At 64.2% G+C, this 12794-nt stretch carries 12 protein-coding genes; 6 read left to right on the forward strand and 6 right to left on the reverse strand.

What is annotated here, in order from left to right:
* Window positions 1-24 precede the first annotated feature (24 nt).
* Window positions 25-183 carry a hypothetical protein gene (locus J7355_RS12305; protein WP_209063134.1) on the forward strand — a complete coding sequence of 53 codons (159 nt, stop codon included), beginning with the start codon at window positions 25-27 and terminating at the stop codon, window positions 181-183.
* 42 nt (window positions 184-225) lie between these two features.
* On the opposite strand, the gene J7355_RS12310 is transcribed toward J7355_RS12305, so the two are convergent.
* Window positions 226-1185 (reverse strand): LysR family transcriptional regulator, encoded by a 960-nt coding sequence (locus J7355_RS12310; protein ID WP_209063136.1) that lies wholly within the window; start codon window positions 1183-1185, stop codon window positions 226-228.
* Between the two features lie 133 nt (window positions 1186-1318).
* On the opposite strand from J7355_RS12310, the gene J7355_RS12315 reads away from it, so the two are divergent.
* The 4 genes from J7355_RS12315 (at window position 1319) to J7355_RS12330 (ending at window position 5518) form a co-directional block, all read left to right on the forward strand.
* Window positions 1319-1771, forward strand: a complete 453-nt coding sequence (locus J7355_RS12315; RefSeq protein ID WP_209063138.1) for a DoxX family protein — start codon at window positions 1319-1321, stop codon at window positions 1769-1771.
* Window positions 1772-1867: 96 nt separating this feature from the next.
* A complete protein-coding gene (locus J7355_RS12320) occupies window positions 1868-2713 on the forward strand; it encodes a VOC family protein (RefSeq protein ID WP_209063139.1) in 846 nt (281 codons plus the stop codon).
* Between the two features lie 265 nt (window positions 2714-2978).
* Window positions 2979-4187, forward strand: coding sequence for a hypothetical protein (locus J7355_RS12325; protein ID WP_209063141.1), 1209 nt, complete (start codon window positions 2979-2981; stop codon window positions 4185-4187).
* A gap of 353 nt (window positions 4188-4540) precedes the next feature.
* A complete protein-coding gene (locus tag J7355_RS12330) occupies window positions 4541-5518 on the forward strand; it encodes an aldehyde dehydrogenase family protein (RefSeq protein WP_209063143.1) in 978 nt (325 codons plus the stop codon).
* Between the two features lie 56 nt (window positions 5519-5574).
* Here J7355_RS12330 and J7355_RS12335 read toward each other — a convergent pair whose 3' ends face one another.
* The 4 genes from J7355_RS12335 to guaA all read right to left on the reverse strand — a co-directional run bounded on the left by J7355_RS12335 (window position 5575) and on the right by guaA (window position 8673).
* Complete coding sequence (locus J7355_RS12335) at window positions 5575-5853, reverse strand: type II toxin-antitoxin system RelE/ParE family toxin (protein ID WP_209063146.1); 279 nt, start codon at window positions 5851-5853, stop codon at window positions 5575-5577.
* Between the two features lie 17 nt (window positions 5854-5870).
* The gene (locus J7355_RS12340; protein WP_209063148.1) at window positions 5871-6155 is read right to left on the reverse strand and encodes a hypothetical protein; all 285 of its coding nucleotides are present in this window, start codon (window positions 6153-6155) and stop codon (window positions 5871-5873) included.
* Window positions 6156-6243: 88 nt separating this feature from the next.
* On the reverse strand, window positions 6244-6765 hold the full coding sequence (locus tag J7355_RS12345; RefSeq protein ID WP_209063150.1) for a DNA-binding protein: 522 nt from the start codon (window positions 6763-6765) through the stop codon (window positions 6244-6246).
* 330 nt (window positions 6766-7095) lie between these two features.
* Window positions 7096-8673 (reverse strand): glutamine-hydrolyzing GMP synthase, encoded by a 1578-nt coding sequence (guaA, locus tag J7355_RS12350; protein WP_209063153.1) that lies wholly within the window; start codon window positions 8671-8673, stop codon window positions 7096-7098.
* Between the two features lie 611 nt (window positions 8674-9284).
* On the opposite strand from guaA, the gene J7355_RS12355 reads away from it, so the two are divergent.
* Window positions 9285-10349, forward strand: coding sequence for a YjiH family protein (locus tag J7355_RS12355; RefSeq protein WP_209063155.1), 1065 nt, complete (start codon window positions 9285-9287; stop codon window positions 10347-10349).
* 953 nt (window positions 10350-11302) lie between these two features.
* Here J7355_RS12355 and guaB read toward each other — a convergent pair.
* Window positions 11303-12775, reverse strand: a complete 1473-nt coding sequence (guaB, locus tag J7355_RS12360) for an IMP dehydrogenase (RefSeq protein WP_209063157.1) — start codon at window positions 12773-12775, stop codon at window positions 11303-11305.
* Window positions 12776-12794: the final 19 nt, after the last annotated feature.

A 12794-nucleotide genomic window follows, 5' to 3' on the forward strand; every position in this document is an offset into this window, starting at 1 on the left:
CTAGCAGCCCATGCCCTGGAAAACGTGGTCTGTCCCCTATTATTCCCGGAACAGATCTCGGTCGCCATCGAAGACGTCGCCCCCAGCAACTGGGCGCGCGAGGTCTACGACCGCGAGATCGCCCCCAAGGCCGACGCGTTATACCGCAAGCCCGGCTACGACCCCGACGCGCTGCCGCGATAAACCGCGCCGACCCCGCCCCGGCGCGCACCCCCGGAACGCCGGCTACGCCCGGCTTGCGCCGCCGGCCGGCGCATCAGGCTTGCCGGGCCGGCGAATCAGGCCGGTCTGGTTATCGCGCAACGCGTCGAACGCCCCTTCCAGATAATCGAGCATGCTGCGCAGCTTGGCCGGCATCAGCGTGCGCTCGGGATACACCGCGTACAGCGGCAGTCGCGGTGGCGGGTAATCCGGCAACAACGCGGTGAGCGCGCCGTTTGCCAGCGCGTCGCCCACGATGAAATCGGGCTGGACGGTGATACCGCCGCCGGCGATCGCGATATCGCGCAGCACGTCGCCGCTGTTCGCGCGCAGGCCCTGGCGCGTGCGCACGCGCAGCCAACGGCTGCCGTCCCAGAACGGCCACTCCAGCCCGTGCCGCGCGTAGCTGTAGGTCAGACACTGATGCTGCGCGAGCTCGCGCGGATGCGCCGGTTCACCGTGCCGGGCGAGATACGCCGGTGACGCGACCACCGTCATGCCCAACAGGCCCAGTCGCTTGGCCACCAGCGTCGAATCCTCGAGCTCGCCGATGCGCAGGGCCAGATCGAACCCTTCCTCGACGAGCCCCACGCGTCGGTCCGCCAGCACCACATCCAGCTCGACGTCCGGATAACGTTGCTGGTAACCCGCCAGCAGCGAGCCCAGATAGACGGTCCCGAAAACATAGGGCGCGTTGATTCGCAGCCGTCCCTGCGGACTCTGCCCGGCGTGCTGGAAAGCCCCCTCGAGCTGCTTGAACTGGTCGAGGATGATTTCGGCCTGCGCGCGCATGTCGCGCCCGGCCTCCGTCAGGCTCAGCCGGCGCGTGGTCCGCTGCAACAGGCGACTGGAAAAATGCTGCTCCAGAAACGCCACGTGCTTGCTCACCGCCGAGCGCGACATGCCCAGGTGCTCGGCGGCCGCGGTAAAGCTTTGTCGCTGCGCGACTTCCACGAACACCTGCATGGCCGTCAGCGTATCCACGATAGATCCCTTAGTGTTTCCAAAACGTAAACAGTGATTTTTATCATCGCATGTTTATCCTTTTATAAGAATCAATAAACTAGGAATCAATCGCCGCTGTCCCGTTTAGCGCGGCGTTCCACAGGAGTCCCTCATGTCTGCAACGCTGACACATACCCATCGGGCCGATACCGCGGCCGCAACGTCCGTGCGTGATCTGGGCCCCACGCTGCTGCGCCTGGGCCTCGGGATCATGTTCATCGCCCACGGTCTGACCAAGCTCTTGGTCTGGACGCTGCCCGGCACCGCCCAGTTCTTTGCCTCGGTCGGCTTTCCCGGCTGGCTGGCCTATCCGGTGACGGCCGTCGAATTGCTCGGCGGCGCATTGCTGATCCTCGGCGTACAGGTGCGCTGGGTCGCCCTGATCCTGGCCATCGAGCTGGCCTTCGCGGCGATTCCCCACCTGGGCAACGGTTGGATGTTCGCCAGCCCCAACGGCGGCTGGGAATACCCGGTCTTTCTTTCGCTCACGGCCTTCGCGCTGGCGCTGTCCGGCGACGGTCGCTATGCGCTGATGCCGTCCTATCGCCTGCCGAACCGCGGCTAGGCAAGGCCAATACCGCCTCGGCCGCGCCATCGCCGGCCGGGCCGCCCAATCCATACGCCGCCTGCACGCAAGGCAGACGGCCCATCGGAGATTGTCATGAGCCCATCGAATGACCTGTCGGCTACCCCGCTCTCGGTCGCCGACGTCACCCTCGTCGTCCGCGATCTGGCGACCGTCAGTCGCTTTTATCAACAGGCGATCGGCTTGCAGCCGCTGGCGACCGATCGCGCGGAACACGTGCTCGGCGCCGGCGATCAAGCGTTGCTGCGGCTGCGCGCCGATCCCGGCGCACGACGCCCCGGCCGGCGCGCCGCCGGGCTGTTCCACACGGCCTTTCTGCTGCCGAGCCGACCCGACCTCGGCGCCTGGCTGCGTCATACGCTCGCCCAGAAAGACGCTCGGATCACCGGCGCCTCCGATCACGCGGTCAGCGAAGCGCTGTACCTGCACGATCCGGAAGGCAACGGCATCGAAGTCTACGTCGACCGCCCGCGCGAACAATGGACCCGCCAGGGCGGCTGGGTCGAGATGACCACCGAGCCGCTGGACGTCGACGACCTGCTCGGCCAGGCCCGATCCGCGTGGCGCGGCGCCCCGGCGGCGACCCGTATCGGGCACGTGCATCTGCAGGTCGGCGATACCGTCACGGCCGAATCGTTCTATCGGGACGGGCTCGGCTTCGCCGTCACCCACCGCCGGCCCGGCGCGACGTTTTTCGCCACCGGCGGCTATCACCACCAGCTGGCCGCCAACGTCTGGAACAGCCAGGGCGCGACCCCGCGCGATCCGGCAACGACCGGTCTCGCCGCCCTCACCCTGGCTACGCCCCGCGGCGACCTGCTCGAACACACGGATGCGTCGGCGATCCGCCACGACCCCTGGGGCATCGCGATCGAACTCACCCGGGCCAGCGCACCGGCCGCGGCCACGAACGACACCTGAGCCAAGCCGCGGGCGGCGCTTGCAACCCGGCCCGACGGGCTGCAAGCGCACGGTTAGGCCCATCGTCGGCGGGTTCGGGCGTGCATACGGCGCCATCGCCCGAGACGAACGCGCGACCGGCGTTGCCGCCACCGCCACAGCCGGCTTGTTCACCTACCCTTCCTTTCGAGCGGCACCGAGCCGAAGTCGGGCTTTGACGCACAGCGGCGTGCCAGGTCGCCGCAGGATAGAATACGCCGCCCCATGCCGACCGAATCGACCGCCCATGACGCTGCGTGCACCCACGACCGCGAATCCGCCCCAAATCAGGCGTGTCGTTGGTCTGATCCCGGCGCCGGAGTTGCCCGAGCGCATCGTCGAACTCGTCCTGCCCGAAATGGCAACGCTGCTAGGACGTTACATCGATGACCGTTGCGATTGGCAGGTCGATACCGTGACCGAGCCGGTAATCGGCGCACGCGACGATACGCAACAACTGGTCGCCAACGCGGCGTCGATCGGCGAACGGCGCGGCTGGGACTATGTGCTCTGCCTCACGGACCTGCCCATCTTCCGTGGCGCCGAACTGACGATCGCTGAAGCCAGCGAAGCGCGCGGCGTGGCTTTTCTGTCGCTGCCGGCGCTGGGCGCGGCGCCGCTGCGCCGTCGGGTGCGCGAAGCCTTGCTGCATCTGTTGAACGAGCTTCATCACGGTAGTTCGGATGCAGCACGCGATCGGCAACAGGACCACGTGCAGAGCCGCCAACGCCGATACAGTACACACGGGTTGAGAAACAACAACTCGCGCCAGCTGGTCGGCTCGCGTCTGATGGAGCGATTCGCCCCATTCCGGCGCGTTCGGCCGGACAACGAGAACATCGATGTTCGCTTCGTGGCGGCGAAGCCCCGCCGAGCCCGCTGTCGCCTGCTGGCTGGCATGATACGCGCCAATCGTCCGTGGACGATTCTTCCCGCCTTCAAAGGCATCATCGCGGTCGCGTTCGCGACGGGCGCCTACGGCCTGGTGTTTCCCTCGCTGTGGCGCTTGAGCGACGCCTACGAGCCCTGGCGTTTTGTCCTGCTGATGCTGACTTCGATCAGCGCGATGGTTGCCTGGATCATCATCGACCACCGGCTCTGGGAACCCCGTCACGCGGCCAATTCCACGACGCTGCGCCGACTGTACAATCTGGCGACGATCGGCACCCTGACAATGGGCGTGCTCTGCTATTACGCCACCCTTTTCGCCCTGTTTCTCCTCGCCGTCGCTCTTTTCGTGCCCGGGGATCTGCTCGGCAAGACGCTTGGCCACGAGGCCACGGCAGGCTCGTTTCCCGCCCTGGCCTGGCTGGCCAGCTCGGTGGCGACGGTCGCGGGTGCACTGGGCTCAAGCCTCGAGAGCGATGAAACCGTTCGTAACGCCACCTATGGCTTTCGCCAGCAAAAGCGCCAGGAGCAGATCCAATCCGGCGAACGCGCATCGAAACAGGACTGAACGCCGACGCGAGTACGACCGCCGCGGCGTCGCCGCCCGGCCGTTGCGCCGCGCTTGCTTTCGCTGCCCCGCATGCCGCACGGTCCACCCGGCATTCGCGATGGCCTCGCCTGAACACCGCGTACCGGCAGCGGCCGAGATCGGCCAGCACTTCACGTTCGCGGCAGGGCATGCGAACGCACGGCAGGCTGAGGTGCGCGCCCTCCCGAAGCGGGCCAACCGACGTGAGGTGGCCCGCGCAACGCGCCACTGGACGATCAGGCAAGAAATCGACAAGAACCGATACGGCATAACCCGCCCATGCCGACTATGCTGGGTCACCACTTCATTCATAGCCCTGCAAGGAGGCTATTGTGACGGACCGCGTTAAGACCGTTAACCCGGCAACGGGTCAGGTGATCCGCGAATTCGAGACGATTTCGGATGCACAACTTCAACAGAAGATCGAACAGACGCACGAAGCCTTCCTCGACTGGAAAGAGCGTTCGTTCGACGAGCGCGGCGAGCTGATACGCAAGATCGGCGAACTGCTGGTCGCGGACAAGGATCGCTTGTCGGCGTTGATGACCGAGGAAATGGGCAAGCCCATCGGCCAGGCGCCGGGCGAACTCGATCTGTGCAAGGGCATCTGCGATTACAGCGCCGACAACGCCGCCAGCGTGCTCGCCGACGAAGAGCGCGACCTGCCCGGCGGCCGAGCGCTGGTCACCCACCAGCCGATCGGCGTGATTTTCGGCATCCAGCCGTGGAACTTCCCGTTCTATCAGGTGATCCGCTACACCATCGCCAACCTGATGGCGGGCAACACCGTGCTGCTCAAGCATGCGCCCAACGTGTGGGGCTGCGCCGAAGCGCTGGAAGAGATCTTCCGCAAGGCGGGTGTGCCGGAGAACGTGTTCAACGTCCTCTACATCCAGGAGGATCAGGCCAGTCAGGTGACCGAACACCGGCTCGTGCGCGGTGTGACGTTCACCGGTAGCGCCGCCACCGGCCGCAAGATCGCCGCGGCGGCCGGCGAACATCTAAAGAAGACGGTGCTTGAGCTGGGCAGCAACGACGCCTTCCTGGTGCTCGAAGACGCCGACATCGACAAGGCCGTCGACGCCTGCGTGACCGGCCGCATCAACAACAACGGCCAGACCTGCGTCGCAGCGAAACGATTCGTGGTAGTCGACGCCGTCTACGAGCGCTTCCGCGACGCCTACGTCGAGAAGATGCAGCAGATCAGCTTCGGCGACCCGGCCGACGAGAATACGCAGCTGGGCCCGATCGCACGCAAGGATCTGCAGGAAAACCTGCACCAGCAGGTCAAGGAATCGATCGACAACTGAAACGTCGGGGTCAGATCTTGCGTTGCCACATTCACGTTATCCCCGGTATCTGACTTTCAACTCGTTGGTTCGTCAACCGAGTAACCGCTTTCCCGCTGATGCCGTATCGACAGAATGGCCACCAGGTCCCGTGCCGGCAAAAAGCGGTACAACGCGACATAGCCGGTTCGGCCGCGTGAAATAACCAGTTCGCGAATGTCGGGCGAATACGCGCGCCCAATGAGCGGGTGATCTTCGAGCGTTTCGATTGCCGTAGTGATGAGGCCCACGGTTTCCGACGCCGCATCCGGCTCGGTCTCGAGAAGAAATTCGGTGACTCGTTCGAGATCGGCCAAAGCCCGGGCGGCATAGATTATTCGCGCCACAGTTTCGGCTGCGGACGCTCTACCGATTCACCGCGCAGACGCGCACGGGTATAACGATGGACGTCCGCGGCATCGTAGCCTTCGCCGCTTTCGCACATCTGTTCGTACGCGGCCTCGGCATCGGCGAGAAAAGCGAGTTGCTGCTCGGCCGCTACAACGGCGTTCTGGAGTGATTCCAGCATGAACGCATGCGCGCTGGTATGGCGTGCTTCCGCGACCGTGCGTAGCCGCGCTTTGAGTTCGTCGGGAAGTTTTAACGACGTGGTGGACATGACTGGCACCGTAAAACGCGTGGTGCTAATAAAGTAACACCGCGTTATGTGGTTGTCAGCGTCACACGCTTGCGGGCACGCTACGCCCCTACGCCATCAAGGCGTCCAGTTCACGCGAACGCTCCTTCGACAGGCGACGCGCCTGAATGGCGGTGTTAAGTTCACGCGCCGCAGCGCTGATTTCGAGCGTGGCGGCATCCACCGCATAGCCATGATCGGCAAGCCAGGATAAGGCATCCGACAAATGCCAAAGCGATGGGTTGCCTTCGTGAATCGCAGCCGGGAACGTCGCGCCGCGCTTGGTAGCGATCTTGCGCAGGTTCTGGCGGGACATGCCGACGTGCTCGGCGATATCGGTGAGGCCGGCGTAGTCCGGCAGCACTTCGACCAGTTGGGCGTCATCGAGCGCTTTTCGAACATCCGCGATAGCGCTTTCGAGCGCGGCGGCCCCGCTTTCTGCTTCGCGTGCGAACTCGAGCGCGAGCCGCCCGGAATGGCCGATACCCGGAAGCGCGTCGTCACAGCCGGCTTCGAACAGTCGATCGACCAATGCTTCATCGTCACCGTCGTGGCTATTCAAACGATATTTGAGCGTGAAGATGTATTCCATGACCGCCTCCAACTGATCAATTGAAGTCTTCCGCGCCGCCCGTGCATTTATCGACCACCCGCCGAATCTGGCGAGCATGTGCTTCGGGATTTCTCGGCGTGCTCCAGACACTCGTGATACAGAACTCGCCGCAGCGACAGTCCTTATCGTTATGCGGACAAAAACAGCCGGCCCCAGGCATGGCCGCGACTCTTCTGGATGCGCTATCCGTGCGCTTCTGCGTGCGCAACGGCCTGCTCTATCGCTTTGTCTGGATGCCTGAAATCGCGCGTCATCCGACAGCCCCAATATCTGCCATAGGACATCAGTTGTCAACTGACAACCGTCGCCCTACTCCCACTCAATTGTCCCCGGCGGCTTCCCGGTCACGTCATAAACCACCCGCGAAATCCCGCTCACCTCGTTCACGATCCGTGACGAAACATGTTCGAGCAGTTCGTACGGCAGATGCGCCCAGCGGGCGGTCATGAAGTCGATGGTTTCGACCGCGCGCAGGGCCACGACGTGCTCGTAACGGCGGCCATCGCCGGTGACGCCGACGCTGGAGACGGGGAGATAGACCGCAAAAGCTTGGCTGACCTGGTCGTACCAGCCGGCGGCCCGGAGTTCGTGGATGAAGATGGCGTCGGCGGCGCGGAGTTTGTCGGCGTATTCCTTTTTCACTTCGCCGAGGATGCGTACGCCCAGGCCCGGGCCGGGGAAGGGGTGGCGCATGAGCATGTCGCGGGGCAGACCGAGGGCGAGGCCCAGTTCGCGGACTTCGTCCTTGAACAGTTCGCGTAGCGGCTCGACCAGGCCGAGCTTCATGTCTTTCGGCAGGCCACCCACGTTGTGATGGCTCTTGATCACGTGCGCCTTGCCGGTGGCGGAGCCGGCGGATTCGATGACGTCCGGGTAGATGGTGCCCTGGGCCAGCCAGTCGATATGGGTGAGTTCGGCGGCGTGGGCGTCGAAGACTTCGATGAAGGTGTTGCCGATGATCTTGCGCTTGGCTTCCGGGTCTTCCACGCCTTCGAGCTTGTTCATGAACTGGTCTTCCGCGTCTGCACGGATGACGTTCAGGCCTTTGTGCTCGGCGAAAGTGGCCATGACTTCGTCACCTTCATGCAGGCGCAGCAGGCCGTTGTCCACGAACACGCAGATGAGATTGTCGCCGATCGCTTCGTGAATGAGCGCGGCGGTCACGGAGCTGTCCACCCCGCCGGACAGGCCGAGCAGCACGCGCTGATCGCCGACTTGTTCGCGGATGCGCGCGACCAGATCCTCGATGATGTGTTCGGACGTCCAGAGTTCGCCGCAGCCGCAGATCTCGTGCACGAAGCGCGAGAGGATGCGCTTGCCCTGTGGCGTGTGGGTGACTTCCGGGTGGAACTGGATGCCGTAGTAGCCGCGATCGTCGTCGGCCATGCCGGCCAGCGGCGCGCTGTCGGTCGTGGCGATCACTTTGAAGCCATCGGGCAGCGTGGCCACGCGGTCGCCGTGGCTCATCCAGACGTCGAGCAGGCCGTGGCCTTCGTCGTTGACGTGGTCCTGGATATCGGTGAACAGCCTGGAATGGCCGCGGGCACGTACGCGCGCATAGCCGAATTCCTTCTGCTCCGAAGTTTCCACCTCGCCGCCGAGCTGGGCGGCCATGGTCTGCATGCCGTAGCAGATGCCGAGCACCGGCACGCCGAGTTCGAACACGGCCTTGGGTGCGCGCGGGCCCTGTTCTGCCGTCACCGATTCCGGGCCGCCGGAGAGAATGACGCCATTCGGGTTGAAGGCGCGCACCTGCTCGTCGGTGACGTCCCAGGCGTAGATTTCGCAGTAGACATTGGCCTCACGCACGCGGCGGGCGATGAGCTGGGTGTACTGACTGCCGAAGTCGAGGATGAGGATCTTTTCAGCGTGGATATCCTGGGTCATGCGCGGTGCGGTGCTCGGCTGATGGACTGGATTAGTAACAAGTTACTAAGCCGCGCAGGATACCGAATCGTCGGCGGCTCGGCAGCGCTCGCGCGTGTACCCCGCGGCCCGATAGAATAACGCCTTGATGACAGGCGGCCTGCGGCCCGCCCGGCTTTCGACACGCCTGCGCATCACCCCGACGACGCGATTTTTCGCGCTGTATCGCAGCGCGCGGCACCGCTTTTATCCGGGCCGGCGTGTCGCGGCGTCCCCATTTCAACAAGACCACGCCCACGGACAACCCATGGCCGATTCCGATTCCTCGACGGCAGGCGCACACGCAACTGCCGCTTCCGACCGCCGCCTGTTCCTGCGCTTTGCGATCCCCTCGCTGTTGGGCGTGCTGGCGTTTCTCACGCCGATGTTCGAGGACGGCAAGATCACCATCGGCCTGGCGATTCTGTCGAACGCGCTGGCCGCGCTCATGGAGGGTTGGCTCGGGCCAATCGCCGGCATCGTGCTCGCGGCCTCGGCCCTGCTGTCGATTTACGCGACCAACACGCGCGCACGCCGCACGCCGCACGCCGGGCGGGCTGTTCGCGTCCCTGTTCGATATCGGCACGCCGTTCGTGCTGGTGCGCATCGTGGGCGCGGTATTCGCTGCGATGACGCTATTCGGTGTCGGCCCGGAATGGATCGTAGGCGAGAACACTGGCCAGGTGGTGCTGTTCGACGTGATCGCCGCGCTCGTGGCGTTTTTCCTGTTCGCATCCTTCCTGTTGCCGTTGCTGACCGATTTCGGCGGCATGGAGTTCGTGGGCACGCTGTTGCACCGCGTTTTCCGCACGATCTTTCGCTTGCCCGGGCGCTCGGCGGTGGACGCGACCGCCTCGTGGCTAGGGGATGGCACCGTCGGCGTGATCATCACCTCCAAGCAGTACGAAAAAGGCTATTACTCGGCGCGCGAGTCGGCCGTGATCGCGACCAACTTCTCGATCGTGTCGATTACCTTTGCGCTGCTGGTGGCCAATTTCACCGAGATCGGGCATCTGTTCATCCCCTTCTATCTCACCGTGACGGCTTCGGGGCTGGTCGCCGCGATCATCGTGCCGCGCCTGCCGCCGCTGTCGCGCAAGCGTGATGACTATTGGCCGGCGACCGGCAAACAGGTGGCGGCGGACAGCGGCGAAGGGCTGTCGCTGTTCCGCTGGGGCCTGCAGCGCGCCATGAAGCGCGCCGCGCACTCGCCGAGCTTCGGCCAGCTGCTGCGCGACGGAGCGACGACCTATGCCGAAATCCTGTTCGGCCTGCTGCCGCTGATCATGGCGATCGGTACCACCGGCATCGCGATCGCGGAATACACGCCGATCTTCAACTGGCTCACCTTCCCGCTGGTGCCGGTACTCGAAGCCATGCACGTGCCGGAAGCCGCGGCGGCCGCGCCCGCCCTGCTCGCCGGCTTTGCCGACATGTTCCTGCCGGCGATCCTGGCCACTTCGATCGAAAGCGAGTTCACGCGATTCGTGATTGCTGCGCTATCGGTCACGCAGTTGATCTATATGTCGGAGGTTGGCGCGGTGATTCTGAAATCGAATGTGCCGCTGAATATTTTCGAACTGGCAGCGATTTTTCTGATTCGCACGGTGATTACTTTTCCGATCATCGTGGGGATTGCGCATTTGTTTGTGTTTTAGGTTTGAGCGCGTTTGCAGCAGGCGCGCTGGGCGCCCCGCAGTAGGACGGGCCTAGCCGATCTGGTTCTTGCTTCAGATCTGGCGACTTCGAGCAAAGAGTCTTACCGCACTCACGAGTTCGTCGGACCTTTTGTTTCGCACTGCTGTGCGACTCACTTTCTTTTGCTTGTCCAAAAGAAAGTAAGCAAAGGAAAAAGACACCCGGGTTGCGCGCCGGCGCGAAACGCGCCGGTGCACTGCGATGCTCGGTCCGAAGGGATGCGGCCAGAACTCGGATCGCTTTGGCGATCCTCGGACATGCTGGCCGCACCGGCGCAGTGCGCCGGACACCCTTCGGCCCTGCGCTTCTCGTCGCGCCAGACGGGACCCGAATACAGCGCGGCCTACCCAGCAACAGAGTTGGAACAGCTGCCACGCAGAAATTGCGGTGTTTGGCTGCGTTCCGGTCGGACTCGCCTTCGGCATCGCCGACCAATGATCGCTACGCGATCTTGGCGAAGCGTCAGCGAGCCGGTCTTCGTCTGTATTGGGCTCCCTTGGGCGTAGCGCCGAGCAGTGGAGGCCGAAAGAGAAAAAGACAGCCGGATGTTTGAGTCGCGCGCAGCGCGGCGAGTTTCCGGCTGTCCTCTTTCGGCCGCAGCCGCGCAGGGCACCGATGCGTAGCATCGGCGCAAGACAGGGTGCCTTTTGTTTTGGTTACTTTTATTTGGGCAAGCAAATAAAAGTGACTCGCGCTGCAGCGCGAAACCCCAGGCCGATCAACCCCCTACCGTTGATCCAGACACTCGTAGCAAAAACCCGAGCGTTTTTCGGCACCACGAGCTAATCGACCGGCTCCAGTAAGCTAAACACCCGAGATTTCAGCTCAGGAATATCGCCACTCGCCCCGATGCTCCAAACGACCCAAAAGCCCGAAGCGAGAAACGGGCGACAGTAGCTGCCGCCCGCAGTGCTTAATCCACTCGATAATTCGGCGCTTCCTTGACGATGTGCACATCGTGCACATGCGATTCCTTTACACCGGCCGAGGTGATTTGCACGAAGGTCGGCTGGGTGCGCATCTCAGTGATGTCGTGGCAGCCGGTGTAACCCATGGACGCCCGCAGGCCGCCGATGAGCTGGTGCACGATGCCGCCGAGCGGGCCTTTGTACGGCACGCGGCCCTCGATGCCTTCCGGCACGAGCTTCTGGATTTCCTCGGACGGGTCCTGGAAATAGCGGTCGGCCGAGCCGGAGTCACCGCTCATCGCGCCCAGCGAACCCATGCCGCGATAGGCCTTGTAGGAACGGCCCTGATAGAGCTCGATGTCGCCCGGGGCTTCTTCGGTACCGGCGAACATGCCGCCAATCATCACCGCATAGGCGCCGGCGGCGATCGCCTTGGCCAGATCGCCCGAATAGCGGATGCCGCCATCGGCGATCAGCGGCACGTCCGTGCCTTCCAGCGCCGCGGCCACGTTGGCGACCGCGGAAATCTGCGGCACGCCGATGCCGGCGACGATACGCGTGGTGCAGATCGAGCCGGGACCGATGCCCACCTTGACCGCGTCCACGCCGGCCTCGACCAGCGCCTTGGCGCCCTCGGCCGTGCCCACATTGCCGCCGATGATCTGCAGATCGCCGAAGCGCTGCTTGAGCTGGCGCACGGTATCGAGCACGCCGGAGGAATGGCCGTGGGCGGTGTCGACCACCACGACATCCACACCCGCTTCGGCCAACGCCTGTACGCGGGCGAAGGTTTCCGGGCCGGGCCCGACTGCCGCACCCACGCGCAGGCTGCCCTGGGCATCCTTGCAGGCGTTGGGGAAGTCGGAGGATTTCTGGATGTCCTTGACCGTGATCATGCCGCGCAGTTCGAACGCGTCGTTGACCACGAGCACCTTTTCGATGCGGTGGTGATGAAACAGGCCGAGGATCTCGTCGCGGTCGGCGCCTTCGCGCACGGTGACCAGCTGATCCTTGGGGGTCATCACGCTGGTCACGGGCGCATCGAAACGGGTCTCGAAACGCAGATCGCGGCTGGTGACGATGCCCACCGGAATGCCCTTGTCCACCACCGGCACGCCGGAAATACGGCTGCGGCGGGTGAGTTCGAGCACCTCGCGGATGGTCGCTTCGGGGCCGACCGTGATCGGGTCCGAGATCACGCCGGACTCGTATTTCTTGACCGTGCGCACGTGCTGCGCCTGCATCTCGGGCGGCATCGATTTATGGATGATGCCGATTCCGCCTTCCTGGGCCAGCGCGATCGCCAGGCCTGCCTCGGTGACCGTATCCATCGCTGCCGAGATGAGGGGCAGGTTCAGGGTGATGTTGCGGGTCAGGCGCGTGGACAGGTCGACGTGGCGCGGGAGTACGTCGGAATAGGCGGGCTGGAGCAGGACGTCGTCGAACGTCAGGGCTTGCTCGCTGATTCTCAGGGTCATAGGCTCGCCGGCAGGGGGC

Source organism: Endozoicomonas sp. G2_2 (assembly GCF_017744135.1).
In the GTDB taxonomy this organism is placed as follows: domain Bacteria; phylum Pseudomonadota; class Gammaproteobacteria; order Nevskiales; family Salinisphaeraceae; genus Salinisphaera.